The 16,421-nt window shown below is 64.1% G+C and carries 20 protein-coding genes; 7 read left to right on the top strand and 13 right to left on the bottom strand.

Translation table 11 applies throughout. The features are described 5' to 3' along the window. The first annotated feature begins 28 nt into the window (after nucleotides 1-28). Together rpoH and DM872_RS05695 are read left to right on the top strand one after the other, a co-directional pair. On the top strand, nucleotides 29-883 hold the full coding sequence (gene rpoH / locus DM872_RS05700; protein ID WP_179058537.1) for an RNA polymerase sigma factor RpoH: 855 nt from the start codon (nucleotides 29-31) through the stop codon (nucleotides 881-883). 60 nt (nucleotides 884-943) lie between these two features. Then, the gene (locus tag DM872_RS05695) at nucleotides 944-1,546 is read left to right on the top strand and encodes a hypothetical protein (protein ID WP_179058536.1); all 603 of its coding nucleotides are present in this window, start codon (nucleotides 944-946) and stop codon (nucleotides 1,544-1,546) included. Between the two features lie 100 nt (nucleotides 1,547-1,646). Here DM872_RS05695 and mtgA read toward each other — a convergent pair whose 3' ends face one another. Next, nucleotides 1,647-2,339 (bottom strand): monofunctional biosynthetic peptidoglycan transglycosylase, encoded by a 693-nt coding sequence (gene mtgA / locus DM872_RS05690; protein WP_179058535.1) that lies wholly within the window; start codon nucleotides 2,337-2,339, stop codon nucleotides 1,647-1,649. Nucleotides 2,340-2,405: 66 nt separating this feature from the next. On the opposite strand from mtgA, the gene DM872_RS05685 reads away from it, so the two are divergent. The 5 genes from DM872_RS05685 (at nucleotide 2,406) to DM872_RS05665 (ending at nucleotide 6,409) form a co-directional block, all read left to right on the top strand. Next, nucleotides 2,406-2,783: a DUF423 domain-containing protein gene (locus tag DM872_RS05685; RefSeq protein WP_179058534.1), complete on the top strand. Its 378-nt coding sequence runs from the start codon at nucleotides 2,406-2,408 to the stop codon at nucleotides 2,781-2,783. A 107-nt stretch (nucleotides 2,784-2,890) separates the two neighbouring features. Then, entirely contained in the window at nucleotides 2,891-3,091 is a 201-nt protein-coding gene (thiS, locus tag DM872_RS05680; RefSeq protein ID WP_179058533.1) for a sulfur carrier protein ThiS, read from the top strand. An 88-nt stretch (nucleotides 3,092-3,179) separates the two neighbouring features. Continuing rightward, the gene (locus DM872_RS05675) at nucleotides 3,180-3,974 is read left to right on the top strand and encodes a thiazole synthase (protein ID WP_077524138.1); all 795 of its coding nucleotides are present in this window, start codon (nucleotides 3,180-3,182) and stop codon (nucleotides 3,972-3,974) included. Between the two features lie 217 nt (nucleotides 3,975-4,191). Further along, nucleotides 4,192-4,911: a tRNA (guanosine(46)-N7)-methyltransferase TrmB gene (gene trmB, locus DM872_RS05670; RefSeq protein WP_179058532.1), complete on the top strand. Its 720-nt coding sequence runs from the start codon at nucleotides 4,192-4,194 to the stop codon at nucleotides 4,909-4,911. A 154-nt stretch (nucleotides 4,912-5,065) separates the two neighbouring features. Further along, the gene (locus tag DM872_RS05665; RefSeq protein WP_179058599.1) at nucleotides 5,066-6,409 is read left to right on the top strand and encodes a DUF1329 domain-containing protein; all 1,344 of its coding nucleotides are present in this window, start codon (nucleotides 5,066-5,068) and stop codon (nucleotides 6,407-6,409) included. 519 nt (nucleotides 6,410-6,928) lie between these two features. Here DM872_RS05665 and DM872_RS05660 read toward each other — a convergent pair. From DM872_RS05660 to DM872_RS05605, 12 genes are all read right to left on the bottom strand, one after another. Beyond that, on the bottom strand, nucleotides 6,929-7,183 hold the full coding sequence (locus DM872_RS05660) for a hypothetical protein (protein ID WP_179058531.1): 255 nt from the start codon (nucleotides 7,181-7,183) through the stop codon (nucleotides 6,929-6,931). Nucleotides 7,184-7,222: 39 nt separating this feature from the next. Further along, the gene (locus DM872_RS05655; protein WP_120653596.1) at nucleotides 7,223-7,546 is read right to left on the bottom strand and encodes a DUF3392 domain-containing protein; all 324 of its coding nucleotides are present in this window, start codon (nucleotides 7,544-7,546) and stop codon (nucleotides 7,223-7,225) included. Nucleotides 7,547-7,606: 60 nt separating this feature from the next. Continuing rightward, on the bottom strand, nucleotides 7,607-8,791 hold the full coding sequence (hemW, locus tag DM872_RS05650) for a radical SAM family heme chaperone HemW (RefSeq protein ID WP_179058530.1): 1,185 nt from the start codon (nucleotides 8,789-8,791) through the stop codon (nucleotides 7,607-7,609). After that, nucleotides 8,788-9,381, bottom strand: coding sequence for an RdgB/HAM1 family non-canonical purine NTP pyrophosphatase (gene rdgB / locus DM872_RS05645; protein ID WP_179058529.1), 594 nt, complete (start codon nucleotides 9,379-9,381; stop codon nucleotides 8,788-8,790). Before rdgB ends, hemW begins: the two co-directional genes overlap by 4 nt. Then, nucleotides 9,378-9,797 (bottom strand): DUF4426 domain-containing protein, encoded by a 420-nt coding sequence (locus tag DM872_RS05640; RefSeq protein ID WP_179058528.1) that lies wholly within the window; start codon nucleotides 9,795-9,797, stop codon nucleotides 9,378-9,380. The genes rdgB and DM872_RS05640 overlap by 4 nt, the downstream gene beginning before the upstream one ends. Nucleotides 9,798-9,815: 18 nt before the next feature. Next, the gene (gene metW / locus DM872_RS05635; RefSeq protein WP_179058527.1) at nucleotides 9,816-10,436 is read right to left on the bottom strand and encodes a methionine biosynthesis protein MetW; all 621 of its coding nucleotides are present in this window, start codon (nucleotides 10,434-10,436) and stop codon (nucleotides 9,816-9,818) included. Nucleotides 10,437-10,439: 3 nt separating this feature from the next. Continuing rightward, nucleotides 10,440-11,579 (bottom strand): homoserine O-succinyltransferase MetX, encoded by a 1,140-nt coding sequence (gene metX, locus DM872_RS05630; RefSeq protein WP_179058526.1) that lies wholly within the window; start codon nucleotides 11,577-11,579, stop codon nucleotides 10,440-10,442. A 110-nt stretch (nucleotides 11,580-11,689) separates the two neighbouring features. Then, nucleotides 11,690-13,678, bottom strand: a complete 1,989-nt coding sequence (locus tag DM872_RS05625; RefSeq protein ID WP_179058525.1) for a dynamin-like GTPase family protein — start codon at nucleotides 13,676-13,678, stop codon at nucleotides 11,690-11,692. A 211-nt stretch (nucleotides 13,679-13,889) separates the two neighbouring features. Continuing rightward, on the bottom strand, nucleotides 13,890-14,186 hold the full coding sequence (locus tag DM872_RS05620) for a DUF167 domain-containing protein (protein WP_179058524.1): 297 nt from the start codon (nucleotides 14,184-14,186) through the stop codon (nucleotides 13,890-13,892). Beyond that, the gene (locus DM872_RS05615) at nucleotides 14,183-14,776 is read right to left on the bottom strand and encodes a YggT family protein (protein ID WP_179058523.1); all 594 of its coding nucleotides are present in this window, start codon (nucleotides 14,774-14,776) and stop codon (nucleotides 14,183-14,185) included. Before DM872_RS05615 ends, DM872_RS05620 begins: the two co-directional genes overlap by 4 nt. A 10-nt stretch (nucleotides 14,777-14,786) precedes the next feature. Beyond that, nucleotides 14,787-15,605, bottom strand: coding sequence for a pyrroline-5-carboxylate reductase (proC, locus tag DM872_RS05610; protein ID WP_179058522.1), 819 nt, complete (start codon nucleotides 15,603-15,605; stop codon nucleotides 14,787-14,789). A gap of 10 nt (nucleotides 15,606-15,615) precedes the next feature. Then, nucleotides 15,616-16,311 (bottom strand): YggS family pyridoxal phosphate-dependent enzyme, encoded by a 696-nt coding sequence (locus tag DM872_RS05605; protein ID WP_179058521.1) that lies wholly within the window; start codon nucleotides 16,309-16,311, stop codon nucleotides 15,616-15,618. Nucleotides 16,312-16,421: the final 110 nt, after the last annotated feature.

Here is a 16,421-nt window from a genome sequence, read left to right as displayed (position 1 = left end):
GCGAGCTTTAGTGAATCGGAGGATTCGCATGACCACTTCCCTGCAACCTGTCTATGCCCTGGCCCCCGGTGCGAACCTGGAGGCATACGTGCATGCGGTCAACGGCATCCCGCTGCTGACTGTCGAGCGGGAGCGCGAACTGGCCGAACGCCTCTTCTACGAACAAGATCTGGAAGCGGCACGGCAAATGGTGTTGGCGCACCTGCGCTTCGTCGTGCACATCGCAAAGAGTTATTCCGGCTACGGTCTGGCCCAGGCCGACCTGATCCAGGAAGGCAACGTCGGCCTGATGAAGGCCGTCAAGCGTTTCAACCCCGAAATGGGCGTGCGCCTGGTGTCCTTCGCTGTGCACTGGATCAAGGCCGAGATCCATGAATTCATCCTGCGCAACTGGCGAATCGTCAAAGTCGCCACCACCAAGGCGCAGCGCAAGCTGTTCTTCAACCTGCGCAGCCAGAAGAAGCGTCTGAGCTGGCTGAACAACGATGAAGTCCATGCAGTGGCCAACACCTTGGGTGTCGAGCCCCATGAAGTGCGCGAGATGGAAAGCCGGCTGACCGGCCAGGACATGGCGTTCGACCCGGCGGCGGATGCTGACGACGACGCTGCCTTCCAGGCTCCGGCGCACTACCTGGAAGACCACCGCTACGACCCGGCGCGTCAGTTGGAGGAAGCGGACTGGAGCGACAGCTCCACCGCCAATCTGCACGAAGCGCTGGACGGCCTGGATGAGCGCAGCCGCGACATCCTCCACCAGCGTTGGCTGGCCGAGGAGAAAGCGACGCTGCACGACCTGGCAGCCAAGTACAACGTCTCCGCCGAGCGTATTCGCCAGTTGGAGAAGAACGCCATGAACAAGCTCAAGGGCTTCATTCAGGCGTGACGCTGAAACCCGGAAAAGCCGCACTTCGGTGCGGCTTTTTTCTGTCTGGAGAAAACCACCATGCCCATGCCGTCCCTGCGCACCAGCCACTGGCTGCTGTTCGCCTCGGTCGCCGTGCTGTTCTTTTCCCTGGCGCTATGGATGAGCAAGCAGTCCGACCGCGCCGAGCCGCTGCCCTGGCTGCAGGACTGGCAGGAATCGGTGATCGTGCCCATGGCCGAAGGTGACCTGCCCCTGGAGAAATTGGCGGAGCTGGCGCCGGGGGAACTCTGGTTGCAACCGCGTGCGGAAGGTCCGCGTCTGATCTACCGCACCGAGCAGGAGCGGGAAGAGGGCGTCTGGCGCCTTGAGGGCGAGCTGGAGCTGAGCGATGGCGAACGCAGCAGCCTGTCCAAGGCCCTGGGCGCAGGCACCGACGAGCAACCTCTGAGTGGCGAGATGCTGGAGCAGTTGGGCGGACACCGGGTAGCCGTGCTGAACATGGTGCCCATGGCCGAAGTATCGGCCGCGCGGCTGGCCGCCAGCATCGGGCCACCCCGACTGCGCCTGCGCACCGGTGAGGGCGAGGCGTGGATCTACCCCCAGCAGGGGCTCAGCGCACACCTGCTGGAAGGCAAGGTGCAGCTCCTGCACCTGGTGCCGCGCGAGGCGATGAAGGACTGAGTGATTGAGGGAGGGCGCGCGGCCCCTTTAGGAGCGAGCTTGCTCGCGAAGCGGGGTGGCACCTTTCTTCGCCAGCAAGCTGGCTCCTACTGGTCCGGCCTCAGAGTTGTTGCAGGTAGCTGCTGCCGCCGAGTTGACTCATTTGTCGGCGAATCCAGCCAGCGCGGGTCGCGACATAACCGCTTGGCCTTGAAGGGCTCCATCTACGCGGATTCGGTAGAACGGCCGCCAGCAAGGCTGCCTGCTGGCGGGACAGGCGGGTGGCATGGACGCCGAAATGCTGGCGGGCTGCGGCTTCGGCGCCGAACACGCCGTTGCCCCACTCGACGCTGTTCAGGTAGACCTCGAGGATTCGGTGCTTCGGCCAGAACAATTCGATCAGGCCGGTGAACCAGACTTCCAGACCCTTGCGGACCCAATTGCGGCCGGACCAGAGGAATAGATTCTTCGCCACTTGCTGGCTGAGGGTGCTGGCGCCACGGACCGAACCGCCGCGCTCGTTGTGCGCAAAGGCCTTGCGGATGGCCGGGATGTCGAAGCCCCAGTGCTCGGCAAACTTCTGGTCTTCGGCGGCGATTACCGCGATCTTCAAATCATTCGGCAGTTCATCCCAGGACACCCAGTCGCGCTTGACGTCGATCGGCTTGCCGTCGATCCACGACTCGATCTTGCGCTCCACCATCAGCATCGAGCCGGGCGGCGGCACCCAACGGAACAGGATCACCAGCAACACGGACGCCGCCGCGAACCAGAGCAGCAATTTGAACAGGCGGCGGCGAATGGTGCTGAACATGCTGGCTTGGCCCAGGGAAATTTGCGCGCCATTATAGCGGCCGTCCTTCCTCTGTCTGGAGTCCCCATGGCGCGTCTGTTCCTGCTGCTTTCCGCATTCGCCGGTTTCACCGGGGTGGCCCTTGGCGCTTTTGCCGCCCACGGGCTGAAAAGCAGGCTGACGCCCGAGTACCTGACGGTGTTCCAGACCGGCACCCACTACCAGTTGATCCACGCCCTGGCGCTGTTCGGCGTGGCCCTGCTGGCGCTGCACGCTCCCGGTCGACTGGTGAACCTGGCGGGCGGCTTCTTCGCCCTCGGTATCCTGCTGTTCTCCGGCAGCCTCTACCTGCTGACCCTGAGTGGAATCGGCAAGCTTGGCATCATCACGCCCTTCGGTGGCCTGGCCTTCCTGGTTGGCTGGCTGTGCCTGGGCCTCTCGGCCTGGAACCTGGCGAGTCGCTAACTTGACCGTGGCGTCAAATTGCGGGACGAATGGCGCCCTTTTGCCTTGGTGCCGCGCGGCTATCGGGCTAGAATGCCGTCCCCTTTTCCAGTTGTGACTGATCCGTCATGCGCATTCAGTTGAACGGCGAATCCTTCGAGCTTCCCGATGGCCAGACCGTCGCGGACCTCATTTCCCGCCTGGACCTCGCCGGCCGCCGCGTCGCGGTCGAACTCAATCTCGATATCGTGCCGCGCAGCCAGCACGCCTCCACCGCCCTGCGCGAAGGCGACCGCATCGAGGTGGTCCACGCCATCGGCGGCGGCTAGTAGAGCGGGTTTCAACCTGCCCAGCCGCACCATCCGCAGCACCTGTTTCGCGTATCAAGCAATTCCCTCTGCCCGCCAGGAGTCCAGCATGAGCCAAACGCCGATCGACAAGCCCTTCACCCTCGCGGGCCGCACCTATGAATCGCGTCTGCTGGTGGGCACCGGCAAGTACAAGGACCTCGAAGAAACCCGCGTTGCCATCGAGGCTTCCGGCGCCGAGATCGTCACCGTGGCTGTGCGCCGCACCAACATCGGCCAGAACCCGGGCGAACCGAACCTGCTGGACGTGATTTCGCCGGACAAGTACACCATCCTGCCGAACACCGCCGGCTGCTATAACGCCGAGGAAGCCGTGCGCACCTGCCGCCTGGCCCGTGAGCTGCTGGATGGCCACAACCTGGTCAAGCTGGAAGTCCTGGCTGACCAGAAGACCCTCTTCCCCAACGTCGTCGAAACCCTCAAGGCTGCTGAGCAGCTGGTCAAGGACGGTTTCGACGTCATGGTCTACACCAGCGACGATCCCATCATCGCCCGCCAGCTGGCCGAGATGGGCTGCATCGCCGTGATGCCCTTGGCCGGCCTCATCGGCTCGGGCATGGGTATCTGCAACCCCTGGAACCTGCGCATCATCCTCGAAGAAGCCAAGGTTCCGGTGCTGGTCGACGCCGGTGTCGGCACTGCGTCCGACGCCACCATCGCCATGGAACTGGGTTGCGAAGCCGTGCTGATGAACACCGCCATCGCCCACGCGCAGAACCCCGTGATGATGGCCGAGGCCATGAAGCACGCCATCGTTGCCGGTCGCCTCGCCTACCTGGCCGGGCGTATGCCGCGCAAACTCTACGCCAGTGCGTCCTCGCCGCTGGATGGTCTGATCCGCTGAGAATCCGCGATCAGCTGCGCGTCGGCCCTGCGGCGTTAAAAACAGGCTCGGAAAGCCGCTTGCGGCTAACGCGCTTTAGCGCGGCCCGAAGGGCGAGCGAAGCGAGTAATGCTCATTTACAGCCTGTAAACTCCGCTTCCTCACCTGTTTTTGCCTTGCATGGTTCTAGCTCGCAAGATCGAGCAGGTTCTGAATTTTATTTACAGGTTTCGCGAACATGATTGAAGAACAGGGCTCGCCGGCTGCCGCCGACGAAACGCGCCACCACCGCACCATCAAGAGTTTCGTGATGCGTGCCGGGCGCATGACCGAAGGCCAGCAGCGTGGCCTCGACCAGGGCTGGCCGAAGTACGGCCTGGAACTGGCTGACGGTCCGCAGGATTTCGACGCCCTGTTCGGTCGCAGTGCGCCGCGTACCTTCGAGATCGGCTTCGGCATGGGCCATGCCACCCTGGAGATGGCTGCCGCCGCACCCGAGCAGGATTTCATTGGTGTCGAAGTTCACCGTCCGGGGGTTGGCGCCCTGCTGAATGGCGCCATGACCCAGGGCCTGTCCAATATCCGTGTATACAGCTGCGATGCGCTCGAAGTGCTGCGTGACTGCGTTGCGGATGCAAGCCTGGACCGCCTGCTGCTGTTCTTCCCCGATCCCTGGCACAAGTCCCGTCACCACAAGCGGCGGATCGTCCAGCTCGCGTTCGCCGAATTGGTACGACAGAAGCTCAAGGTCGGCGGTGTGCTGCATATGGCCACCGACTGGGAGCATTACGCCGAGCACATGCTGGAAGTCATGAGCGTTGCGCCGGGTTACCGCAACCTGGCCGAGGACGGCCGTTACGTTCCGCGCCCGGAAGAACGCCCCATCACCAAGTTCGAGCGCCGCGGCGAGCGTCTTGGCCATGGCGTCTGGGATCTCAAGTTCCAGCGCATCGATTGATCGGGCGCCGTCCAGCGGCGCACCGATACACCTGACTAGACCGGGATAACCCGGCACCTCACCTGATCCGACGATAGCAACGCCTGCCCATTGAGCGGGCGGCATAAGAATAAGAGCGACGTAATGCCCATTACGTCGTGAGGAGAAGGCTGTGTTGTTGAGAACATTCGGATATCTGCTCCTGGCCGGCTGCGCCCTGCAAGCCCAGGCCAAAGTCGACGCTACCCAGGCCGCCCGTCTCGGGCAGGACCTCACGCCCCTCGGCGGTGAGCGAGCCGGCAATGCCGCCGGCACCATCCCGGCCTGGGACGGTGGTCTGGCCACCCCGCCGGCTGGCTACCAGCCGGGCATGCACCACCCTGATCCCTATGCCGGTGAGGCCCCGCGCTTCGTCATTGACGGCAGCAACCTCGCCCAGTACGAGCAGATCCTGACGCCGGGGTACAAGGCCCTGCTGCAGGAGCATCCGGAATACAAGCTGCGGGTCTTCCCGACCCATCGCAGCGCTGCGGCGCCGCAGCGCATCTATGACGCCACCCGCTCGAATGCCGTGAACGGTTCGCTGATCGCCGGTGGCAACGGCGTCGAGGGCGCCGCGGCCGGCATTCCCTTCCCGATTCCGGCGAGCGGCCTGGAAGCCATCTGGAACCATATCCTGCGTTATCGCGGCGAGCAGATTCACTTCACCACCAACCAGGCCGCCGTCCTGGCCAACGGCAGCTACAACCTGCTCAAGCTGGAACGGGACATCTATTTCGTCTACGGCCGCGACGGCATGACCCCGGGCAACCTGGAGAACACGCTGTTCTTCTACAAGTACCGCGTCGTCGCTCCGGCCAAGCTGTCCGGTTCGGCGCTGGTGGTGCAGGAAACCCTCGACCAGGTGCTGTCGATCCGCAAGGCCTGGCGCTTCAATCGCGGCGAACGGCGTGTCCGTCGTCTGCCGATGCTGGCGTACGACACCCTGCAGCCCGACACCAATGGCCTGGCCACGGCCGACGTGGTGGACTCGTACAACGGCGCGCCGGATCGTTACGAATGGCAGCTGCTCGGCAAGCAGGAAATGCTGGTGCCCTACAACAGCTACGCCGTGCACCAGAAGGGCATCCCCTACGAGCAGGTCCTCAAGTCCAGCTACGTGAATCCTGACCTGCTGCGTTATGAGCAGCATCGTGTCTGGGTGGTGGAAGCGACCCTGCGCAAGGGCTTCACCCATCCCTACGCCAAGCGTCGTTTCTACCTGGACGAGGACAGCTGGCAGATTCTGGCCGTTGATCTTTATGACAAGGACGGACACCTGAGCGGCATGCAGGAAAGCCATCCGATCAGCTACTACGATGCACCGATGTTCGGCAGTACGCTGGAAACCATCTACGATTTCGTGGGCGATCGTTACTTTGTCGACGGTCTCGACAACAACGAACCCATGTATGATTTCAACGCCCCGCTCAGCCCGAGGGATTTCACTCCCCAGGCGCTACGGCGCGAAGGCAACTGATTCCGGCCTGCCTGGCCATCCCAGCCGCCCCTCGGGGCGGCTTTTTAATGGGCGTCTTCCAGGCGCCACAGCCCTGTGGGAGCGATTTCAATCGCGAATGAATTCGCTTACAGGGCAGGGCTTTGCCCTGCTTGGCGAATAAATTCGCTATGTCTGCGTTAGATGTTGCCAGAGATCGGTCATCGGTCCAGGAGCCTTGTAGGAGCTAGCTTGCTAGCGAAACGGGGCCATTCGCTGGCAAGCCAGCTCCTATGGGCAGTGCAGCTACTTGCAACACGTAATGCCGACACAGCCAATAAATTCGCCCCTACAGGACTGCGTCGACGGTGTGCCGAAAGTCACCCCTCTCCTTCTGGGAGAGGGGCCGGGGGAGAGGGTAGTTTCCGGCGGCTCGCTGCGAACCCATTTTCGCGAATGAATTCGCTCCCACAAGGGTGGATGTCGTCTTTCACATCCACCAGCGGATGTCTTTCCAGACCCCGAGCGGCGAAGCGTGCTCCACCCATCCGGAAGGCGCCGCTAATTGATCAGCTCCGCCCCAGTCAACGTCGCATCCGGCAGGGCCGGGGGTGCGGGGCTGATCTGCATGTACTTGATGCTTTCCCGTGGGATCAGCAGCAGGTCGCCATCCACCTCGATGCTGAGGAAAGGGGACTCCAGTTGGCGGCGCAAGCCCCTGGCCACTTCCACCGGGTCGGCGGTTTGCTGGGGAAAGCGCAGGGCCAGGCGCTGGCCGTCCTGGAAGTGCAGGTAGAGGTGCTTGATCGGTTTCATGGGCATGCTCCCGGCGGTGGCGGCCGGGAGCCGCCGATCCTAGTTGCGATCGGCGATCACGCCGATCACGAAGAAGACTAGTAGCAGGACGGGCGCCAGGGTGTAGTTGTTGAAGTAGCCCAGCCCTTTGGCCAGCCAGGGCGTCAGGTAGATCATCGCCAGGCCGTAGCCCACCGCGCAGAGCAGCACGAAGAGCAGGGTGCGGAAGAGGAAGTTGAGGCTACCGATGCGCTGTTGTACCCAGGCGTTCAGCGCGGGCCCGAACAGCACCAGGACGGTGGCCATGATGGCCAGGGCGATATCGTGCAGGTGGCCACGGCTCCAGCGCGAAAGGGTGGCGATCAGATCCAGTACGACTTCCATCCAGAGGGTCCTTGGCGAAATGGTTCGGGGGCAGACGATTCCAAATCCGTGGTGCGCCCGTCAAGGTAGGAAATGCTGCAGCAGGTCGTTGAGGAACAGCTGGCCTTCATGGGTGGCAACCAGGCGTTGCGGGTCCTTCAGCAGCAGGCCACGGGCCTCGGCTTCGCTGCGCGCTGCCGCCAGGCTGGCCAGCGGCATGCCGGTGCGCTGAGTGAACAGGTCTGCGGGCACGCCGTCCGTGAGGCGCAGCACGTTCATGAGGAATTCGAAGGGCAGCTCGTCGTGGTCGAGGTGGCGTTCGCCGGCCTGGAAGCGCTTGGCGGAATCCAGATAGTCCTTCGGCAGGCGGGTTTTCCAGCTGCGGATGATCCGGCCTTCCGGGCTGCTCATCTTGGCGTGGGCGCCGGCGCCGATGCCAAGGAAGTCGCCGAAGCTCCAGTAGTTGAGGTTGTGCCGTGCGCGTTGGCCGTCGCGGGCATAGGCGGACACTTCGTATTGCGCGTAACCCTGTTCGGCCAGCAGTGCCTGGCCGGCCTCCTGGATGTCCCAGAGGATGTCGTCCTCGGGCAGCTCCGGCGGCTGGTTCCAGAACACAGTATTCGGCTCCATGGTCAGCTGGTACCAGGAGAGATGCGTCGGACCCTGGGCGATGGCCGTGCGCAGGTCTTCGAGGGCATCTTCCATGGACTGGTCCGGCAGGCCGTGCATCAGGTCCAGGTTGAAATTGTCGAATCCGGCCTTGCGCGCCATGTCCGCAGCGCGCACGGCTTCGTCGCCGTTGTGGATGCGCCCCAGGGCCTTCAGCTTGGCTTCCTGGAAACTCTGCACGCCAATCGAGAGGCGGTTGATGCCGAGCTGCCGGTAGGCGGCGAACTTGGCCTGCTCGAAGGTGCCGGGGTTGGCCTCGAGGGTGATCTCGATATCGCGGGCGAAGGGCACCCGCTGCTCCACGCCATCGAGCAACCGGCCGATGGCATTGGCGCTGAACAGGCTGGGCGTGCCGCCACCGAAGAAGATCGACGTCAGCGAGCGACCGTGGACATGTCCGAGGTCCTGGTCCAGGTCCGCCAGCAGGGCATCGATATAGGCCTCTTCAGGCAGCTCGGAGCCGGCGGCATGGGAGTTGAAGTCGCAGTAGGGGCACTTGCGCACGCACCAGGGGATATGGACATAGAGCGCCAGGGGCGGGAGCTGGAAACCGATGGCCTGGTTTCCAGCCTCCGGGTGCGACGCCGTGCTTTTCATATCCCCAGCCGCTGCTTGAGCAGGGCCATGGCACGGGCGCGGTGGCTGAGCTGGTTCTTGTCGATGGGGGACAGTTCGGCGCTGGAGCAGCCGCATTCAGGAACCCAGAACAGCGGGTCGTAGCCGAAACCGTGCTCGCCACGGGCTTCGAGCAGGATGCTGCCGCGCCAGATGCCTTCACAGAGGATCGGCAGCGGGTCATCGGCATGGCGCATCAGGGCCAGGCTGCAGATGAACTGCGCGCCGCGCTCGGCTTCGGGGACATCGCGCAGGGCGTCGAGCAGCTTGGCGTTGTTCGCCGCGTCACCCTTGCCATCGGCGTAACGTGCCGAGTAGATGCCCGGCGCGCCGCCGAGGAAATCCACCGCCAGACCGGAGTCGTCGGCCAGTGCTGGCAGGCCGGATACCCTGGCCGCGTTGCGGGCCTTGAGGATGGCGTTCTCAACGAAGGACAGGCCGGTTTCTTCCGGCTCGACGTCGCTGAACTCGGCGATGGAGCGCACTTTCACGCTGTCGCCGAGCATGGCCTGGAGTTCCTTGAGTTTGCCGGCGTTGTGGCTGGCCAGCACCAGTTCGTTGAAAGGCATCATTCGTCGGGGAAGAATTCCTGGTCGAAGCTGAAGCTGTGGGCGGCTTCGCCTCCGCGTTGCACGTTGAGGGTGAAATTGAGCATTTCACGCTCGTTGAAGGGGAACTGCGCGAGGTAATAGATGGCCTCGCCCTCGCTGATCTGCTTGAACTGCAGCGGCGTGACCTGGCCCAGCAGGTTCTTCACCTGGCCACTGACCTGCGCGGTGCTGGCCTTGCCGGCCTTGAGCACGGCCACGTTGACCACGCCCTGGGTCTTGCTGCGGGTCAGGCCCACGGCGGCGGCGATGTCCGGCTGCAGGAAACTGGAGTTGAACGCGTTGTAGTGCACGTCCAGGTCGCCGAAGGTCTGCTTGCGCTCAGCGGCTGCCGGCAGCGCCAGGCAAAGGGCGAAAAGGAACAGGGCTAGACGACGCATGGTTTTGCCTCCTTTGATTCAGACCGCGACGCGGTGATCCGTCAGGCTCGGACCGCTGACGCGATAGATACCGATCTCACCCAACAGATTAGGCCAAACGCGGCTGGGCAGGTTGTGCCGGTGCTCGTTGTCCACGGCGAGTCGGTCGAGCACTTTCACCTGCATGTCGCGGCACAGTGCCTCGAAGTCCTTGAAGGTGCAGAAGTGGATGTTCGGCGTGTTGTACCAGGTGTAGGGCAGGAACTCCGACACGGGCATACGGCCGTAGCGCGCCAGGTACCAGCGGCAGCGCCAGTGACCGAAGTTGGGGAAGGTGATGATGCATTCGCGACCGACCCGCAGCATTTCCTGGAGGATGCGGTCGGGGTAGTGCACGGCCTGCAGCGCCTGGGTCATCACCACGACGTCGAAGCTGTTGCTGGCGAAATTGCCCAGACCCTTGTCCAGGTCCTGTTCGATCACGTTCACGCCGCGGTCGATGCAGTGGGCGATGTTTTCCGGATCGATCTCCAGGCCATAGCCGCTGACCTGCTTGTTGTCGCGCAGCCAGGCCAGCAACTCGCCACGGCCGCAGCCGAGGTCGAGCACCCGGCTGCCGGCGGGAATCCAGTCCTGGATGATTTCTAGGTCGGCACGCATGGGTTACACCGCAATCCTGTTCATGTAGCTGCTGAAGGCCTGGAGGTAGCGCGGAATCGGCATGAGGAAGGCATCGTGGCCCTGGGGGGCATCGATTTCCAGGTAGTTGACGTTCTTCCGCGCCGCCATGAGGGCGTCGACGATTTCCCGCGAGCGGGCCGGGGAGAAGCGCCAGTCGGTGGTGAAGGACATCACGCAGAAATCCGCCTTGGCGCCGGCCAGCGTGCGGGCCAGGTCGCCGTCATGGGCGGCGGCCGGGTCGAAGTAATCCAGCGCCTTGGTCATCAGCAGGTAGGTGTTGGCGTCGAAGCGCCCGGAGAACTCTTCGCCCTGATAGCGCAGGTAGCTTTCCACCTGGAATTCCACGCTGTGGAAGTCGTAGTTGAGCTTCTCGCTCTTCAGGCCTCGGCCGAATTTCTCACCCATCGCGTCGTCCGACAGGTAGGTGATGTGGCCGACCATGCGCGCCAGCATCAGGCCGCGCTTGGGGATCACGCCCTGGTCCTTGAAGTGCCCGCCGTGGAAGTCCGGGTCGGTGAGGATGGCCTGGCGCGCCACCTCGTTGAAGGCGATGTTCTGCGCGGAGAGCTTGGGCGCCGAGGCGATGGCCAGGCAGTGGCGCACGCGGTCCGGGTAGCTGATGGTCCATTGCAGGGCCTGCATGCCGCCCAGGCTGCCGCCTACCACGGCGGCCCATTGCTGAATGCCCAGGGCATCGGCGAGGCGCGCCTGGCTGTTTACCCAGTCTTCCACCGTCATCACCGGGAAGTCGGCACCGAAGGGGGTGCCGGTGGCCGGGTTGGTGCTGGAGGGGCCGGTCGAGCCGTTGCAGCCACCGAGATTGTTCAGGCAGACGACGAAGAATTTCAGGGTGTCGATGGGCTTGCCCGGGCCGATGCAGCTGTCCCACCAGCCCGGCTTGCGGTCTTCCATGCTGTGGTAACCGGCAGCGTGGTGGTGGCCGGAGAGCGCGTGGCAGATCAGCACTGCGTTGCTGTGGTCGGCGTTCAGCTCGCCGTAGGTTTCATAGACCAGTTCGTAGTCGGCGAGGCTGCGGCCGCAGGCCAGTGCCAGCGGTTCGCTGAAGCGCTGCACCTGGGGGCTGACCAGGCCGACGGAATCTGCGGGAATGGCGGTGGGCATCGCGACCCTGCTCTCAATCTGGGAAGGGCGCCAGTCTAAAGAGCGCCGCCCCCTGCGGCAAGCGCAGGGGGCGGCGGCTAAAGCGTTGAATAATCAGGCGCGGCGGGCGTTCAGGCGGACTCGCCACCCTGCTGTTTGCGGGGGGCCACCGGCAGGTTGACCACCTTGCCCATGCGTTGCATCGGCGAGGGCAGGCGGAAAGCCCGGAGCATTTCGTTGGCTTCGCTGATCTGCTGCTCCAGTTCCTCGGTGTAGCGCTCCAGTTGCTGGCCGCGCTGGCGGGTGAGCTGGGTTTCCTGGGCCAGGGCCTTCAGGCGCAGCATGTGGGTTTCCAGGAGCTGCTTGTGCTCCAGGGTGTGTTGCATCAGCGGCATCAACGCATCACCGGCCCATTGCGCGACTTCCAGGCGCAGGCGCTGGTGCATACCGATGACTTCCTGCACCAGGGTGTCGAAGAAGCGCTTGCCGAGTTGGCGTTGCTCGGTCAGCAGGGTCTTGGGATGCAGGCGGAACTGGTCGGCCTTCGAGCGCAGCTGGCCGAGCTCGCGAAGATAGCGCTGCACGTTGAACTGCGGGGCGTCGACCCCGTTCAGCGGGTTCTCTTCGTTATGCCGGCGGTAGATGGCCGCAACCATCTTGTTGGCCATTTCGGCCTCGTGTTCGAGGTTGTGCAGATCAAGCGCGACGGAGCGGAAGAAGTGCAGGATGCCCTGGTTGATGCCGACGGTGGTCCAGCTGCCGGTGAGCTCGCGGCGCAGCCGCGCCAGGTGTTCTTCCAGGCGCTCCGTGCGGGCGGCGTTGCGCAGGGCGTCGCCCTGGCGCTTGAGCAGGCGCTGGTTGGTCTTCAGGCCGAGCAGGCGACGGTGGTGCAGAGCGTGATCCTGCTTGGTGCGTGCGGTCAGCTCGAAGAGCATCTGCCCGTTGTCCTGCTGGTGGCTGTCGAGCATCGATTGCTGCTCGCGTACCTTTTCCAGGCGCAGGTTGAGCACATGCAGGCTGTTCTGCAGCAGGGACATCATCTGGTGCGCCACGTGATCTTCGATCAGGCGCTCCTTCTGCGTGACGATCCGGTCGCAGAGCAGCTCTTCCAGTGCGCCGATCTGGCTGCGCTGGAGCAGCTCCCCATCGTTGCGCACCTTGGCCAGCAGCGCCTGCTTGGCCGACAGCGGCAGCACTTCATCGCTGCGGATGCCGAGCTGGCGGGCAGTGGTTTCCTGGATGCGGCGGATGGCGTTCTGCACGAAGCTCTCGCCGGCGAGGTCGTCCCAGAGCACATCGATCTTGTTCAGCACGGCGAACAGATGGGACTGGGTGTCTTCGTCCAACTGGCGGATGTGCTGTTGCCAGACGTCCATATCGCTGGCGGTGACGCCGGTATCCGCCGAGAGCAGGAAGACGATGGCCTGCGCGGCGGGCAGCATCGACAGCGTCAGTTCCGGTTCGCTGCCGAGGGCGTTCAGGCCGGGGGTATCGAGGATGCGCAGGCCCTGGCGCAGCAGCGGATGATCGAAGTTGACCATGGCGTGGCGCCAAGCCGGCACCAGCACTTCGCCGGGGCGGCCGGTGGGGTCGAGCATGTCCGGGTGGAAGCCGAGCTGGATGGCCTGTTCCACCGGCATCGGCTTGGTCCGCGCCACTTGGGTGAAGGCCTGGATCATGTTGTCCGGGTCGCTCGGGTCCAGCGGGATGTTCACCCAGTGTCGGGGCGCGCGCTTGAACTGGGAGACGCTGGCCTCGGCCATGCGTGACTCGATCGGCAACAGGCGAATATAGGAGCGTTCGGAGCGCGGATCGTAGAACAGCTCGGTGGGGCACATGGTGGTGCGCCCGGCCTGGGACGGCAGCATGCGCTGGCCGAACTCGGAGAAGAACAGGCAGTTGATCAGCTCGGTCTTGCCGCGGGAGAACTCGCCGACGAAGGCCAGGGTGATGTGGTCGGTGCGGAGCAGGCGCTGTGCCCGTTCCAGCTTGGCGGAGAGCGCATCGGAGTTCAGCCGGTTGTGTTCAAGCCAGCTTCTATAGCGGGTGATCTCCCGCAATAGCTCACGCTTCCAGGCGACGTAGGCATCGACTTGCTGACTGAGACGCTCCATGCTCATTCAGGCTCTCCTCGCGAACACGCTTCCTGCGTTACGGGAATGGATGAAACTCGAATCGGGTTGTCGCGACGACCGGTGGTCGCACCACGCCCGCCGGAGATCGGCTCCGGGACGAGGTAAAGGCACAGTGCCAGCCTGTCATTGATCGGCATTATGCGCCTTGGGGAATGGCCGTCAATTGCCGGGCAGACGATGCCCGCCTTAAGGTCGGTCAGGGTTGCCGAGCGGTCAATCCGGGCAGATCGGGGAGGGTTCGCGGACGCTGGATGCGCACCCGTTTCTGGCGATTCAGTTCACCGCTTTCCAGGCTTACCTGGCTCTTGGCGACCCCGAAGGCCTCCGCGAGGAAGGCCATCAGGTGGGCATTGGCCCGGCCTTCCACCGGAGGGGCGGTAAGGCGGATCTTCAGGCGCTCACCGTGCAGCCCGGCGAACTCATCACGGCTCGCCTTGGGCTGCAGATGGCAGTCGAGGACCAAATCCTCGCCTGCCCAGCGGTACCAGGTCACAGGAATGGGCTGAGGATCTGCGGCATGCCAGTCATGGCGGCCAGATTGCCGATCACCAGCATGTCCAGCAGTTTCAGCGCGATGAAAGCGAAGATCGGCGAGATATCCAGGCCGCCGAGGTTCGGTAGCAGCTTGCGGAACGGCATCAACAGCGGTTCGCAGATCTGGTTCACCAACTGCGCGCCGGGGTTGTAGCTGCCCGGCGCGACCCAGGAGAGGATCACGCTGATGATCAGGGCGAAGAAGAACACCTTCAGGAACAGCGAGGTGACACCGATGATCGACCAGATCAGCAGTTGCAGCAGGTAGCCGCCGACACCGTAGCCCATCAGGGTCAGGGTGATGATCATCAGCAGCAGCTGGACCAGGATGGCGAGCACCAGGGAGGCGAGGTCCAGCCCGCCGAATCCGGGGATGATCTTGCGCAGCGGGTTGAGCAGCGGCTTGGTGGCGCGCACCACGAACTGGCTCAGGGGGTTATAGAAGTCAGCGCGCACCAGCTGCAGGATGAAACGCAGCAGGACGATCAGCAGGTAGAGGCTGCCGAGGGTCTGAATCACGTAGATGGCGGCGGTGTTGAGTCCGGTCATCGAAAGCTCCTTATTGGCCCAGTTGTTCAGCCAGTTCGGCCGAACGCCGGTCGGCGGCGTTCAGGGCCTGTTGCACCAGGGCTTCGAAGCCGCCGGCCTGGAAAGTCTTGATCGCCGCTTCGGTGGTGCCATTGGGCGAGGTGACGCGACGGCGCAGCTCGGCGGCGTCGACGTCGCTGGAAACTGCCATGCGCGCGGCGCCCAGGGCGGTTTGCAGAGTGAGCTGTTCGGCGGTGGCACGGGGCAGGCCGAGTTTTTCACCGGCGGCGGTCATCGCTTCCATCAGCAGGAAGAAGTAGGCCGGGCCGCTGCCGGATACGGCGGTCACCGCGTCGATCAGCTTCTCATCCTCCAGCCAGAGCGCGATGCCCACGGCGGACAGCAGCTGCTCGGCTTGCTCACGCTGGGCCGCGCTGACTTCGGCGTTGGCGTACAGGCCGCTCGCGCCCAGGCCGACCAGCGCCGGGGTGTTGGGCATGCAGCGCACGATCGGGCGGGCGCCGAGCCAGGAGGCCAGGCTGGCGCAGGTGATGCCGGCGGCAATGGAAACCACCAGTTGGCCGTCCACGAGGCTGGGCGCAAGGGCCTGGCAAACGGCTTTCATGACTTGCGGCTTGGTTGCCAGAACCACCACGTCGGCACCTTTAACGGCGTCGGCGTTGCTTTCCACCACTTCTATACCGTGCTCGGCGGCGACTTTCGCGCGCTGCTCTGCGCCGGGGTCGCTGGCGCGGATATGGTCGGCGGCGACGCCCTGGGCGCGCAGGCCGCCGATCAGGCTGGCGGCCATGTTGCCGGCGCCGATGAATGCAATGCGGGGAGTGCTCATCAATGCTTCCTTATGAATGCGAGGGCTGGCCGTAATCGCGGGCGCCGAACAGCGCGGTGCCGATCCGCACCCAGGTGGCGCCTTCGGCGATGGCCGCTTCGAGGTCATGGCTCATGCCCATGGACAGGGTGTCCAGGGAGGGGTTCAGTGTCGCCTGCAACTGGCGCAGGCGGGCGAAGGCGGCGTGTTGCTCCGCCATATCATCAGTCGGTTCCGGGATGGCCATCAGGCCGCGCAAGCGCAGGTTCGGCAGTTCGCTCACTGCGGCGGCCAGGGCGGGCAGCTCTTCGGGGGTGCAGCCGGACTTGCTGGCTTCGCCGCTGACGTTCACCTGCAGGCAGATGTTCAGCGGCGGCATTCCGGCGGGGCGCTGGGCGGAGAGGCGCTCGGCGATCTTCAGGCGATCCACCGAGTGCACCCAGTGGAAATGTTCGGCAATGGATTTGGTCTTGTTCGACTGGATCGGACCGATGAAATGCCAGGTCAGCGCGAGGTCAGTCAGCTCGGTTTGCTTGGTCAGGGCTTCCTGCAGGTAGTTTTCGCCGAAATCGACGATTCCTGCGGCGAACGCATCGCGGATCGCGACTGCGGGTTTGGTCTTGCTCACGGCCAACAGGCCGATACTGGAAAATTCTCGCCCGGAGGCTTGCGCCGCCTCACGGATACGCGCGCGAACCTTTGCAATATTGTCTGCTATCGTGGACATTACCTGCGCTCTACAGCCCGGCCTGAGTGGGGTCTGCGGCATTCTAACTGCCGCTGAAAAATGTAGCGAGCGACGGCCAGGCCGGTCGGCTTCGACAGCCGCAAGCCCGG

Origin of the sequence: Pseudomonas taiwanensis, from assembly GCF_013393345.1 — a bacterium.
In the GTDB taxonomy this organism is placed as follows: domain Bacteria; phylum Pseudomonadota; class Gammaproteobacteria; order Pseudomonadales; family Pseudomonadaceae; genus Metapseudomonas; species Metapseudomonas resinovorans_C.
The sequence above is the reverse complement of the archived record's forward strand: the minus strand, read 5'-3'. Positions and strand labels throughout refer to the sequence as shown.

What these genes read in the sequence shown, in the direction of transcription:
- rpoH (WP_179058537.1), top strand. Translation starts at nt 29, where the DNA reads ATGACCACTTCCCTGCAACCTGTCTATGCCCTGGCCCCCGGTGCGAAC.
- DM872_RS05695 (WP_179058536.1), top strand. Translation starts at nt 944, where the DNA reads ATGCCCATGCCGTCCCTGCGCACCAGCCACTGGCTGCTGTTCGCCTCG.
- mtgA (WP_179058535.1), bottom strand. Translation starts at nt 2,339, where the DNA reads ATGTTCAGCACCATTCGCCGCCGCCTGTTCAAATTGCTGCTCTGGTTC.
- DM872_RS05685 (WP_179058534.1), top strand. Translation starts at nt 2,406, where the DNA reads ATGGCGCGTCTGTTCCTGCTGCTTTCCGCATTCGCCGGTTTCACCGGG.
- thiS (WP_179058533.1), top strand. Translation starts at nt 2,891, where the DNA reads ATGCGCATTCAGTTGAACGGCGAATCCTTCGAGCTTCCCGATGGCCAG.
- DM872_RS05675 (WP_077524138.1), top strand. Translation starts at nt 3,180, where the DNA reads ATGAGCCAAACGCCGATCGACAAGCCCTTCACCCTCGCGGGCCGCACC.
- trmB (WP_179058532.1), top strand. Translation starts at nt 4,192, where the DNA reads ATGATTGAAGAACAGGGCTCGCCGGCTGCCGCCGACGAAACGCGCCAC.
- DM872_RS05660 (WP_179058531.1), bottom strand. Translation starts at nt 7,183, where the DNA reads ATGAAACCGATCAAGCACCTCTACCTGCACTTCCAGGACGGCCAGCGC.
- DM872_RS05655 (WP_120653596.1), bottom strand. Translation starts at nt 7,546, where the DNA reads ATGGAAGTCGTACTGGATCTGATCGCCACCCTTTCGCGCTGGAGCCGT.
- hemW (WP_179058530.1), bottom strand. Translation starts at nt 8,791, where the DNA reads ATGAAAAGCACGGCGTCGCACCCGGAGGCTGGAAACCAGGCCATCGGT.
- rdgB (WP_179058529.1), bottom strand. Translation starts at nt 9,381, where the DNA reads ATGATGCCTTTCAACGAACTGGTGCTGGCCAGCCACAACGCCGGCAAA.
- DM872_RS05640 (WP_179058528.1), bottom strand. Translation starts at nt 9,797, where the DNA reads ATGCGTCGTCTAGCCCTGTTCCTTTTCGCCCTTTGCCTGGCGCTGCCG.
- metW (WP_179058527.1), bottom strand. Translation starts at nt 10,436, where the DNA reads ATGCGTGCCGACCTAGAAATCATCCAGGACTGGATTCCCGCCGGCAGC.
- metX (WP_179058526.1), bottom strand. Translation starts at nt 11,579, where the DNA reads ATGCCCACCGCCATTCCCGCAGATTCCGTCGGCCTGGTCAGCCCCCAG.
- DM872_RS05625 (WP_179058525.1), bottom strand. Translation starts at nt 13,678, where the DNA reads ATGAGCATGGAGCGTCTCAGTCAGCAAGTCGATGCCTACGTCGCCTGG.
- DM872_RS05615 (WP_179058523.1), bottom strand. Translation starts at nt 14,776, where the DNA reads ATGACCGGACTCAACACCGCCGCCATCTACGTGATTCAGACCCTCGGC.
- proC (WP_179058522.1), bottom strand. Translation starts at nt 15,605, where the DNA reads ATGAGCACTCCCCGCATTGCATTCATCGGCGCCGGCAACATGGCCGCC.
- DM872_RS05605 (WP_179058521.1), bottom strand. Translation starts at nt 16,311, where the DNA reads ATGTCCACGATAGCAGACAATATTGCAAAGGTTCGCGCGCGTATCCGT.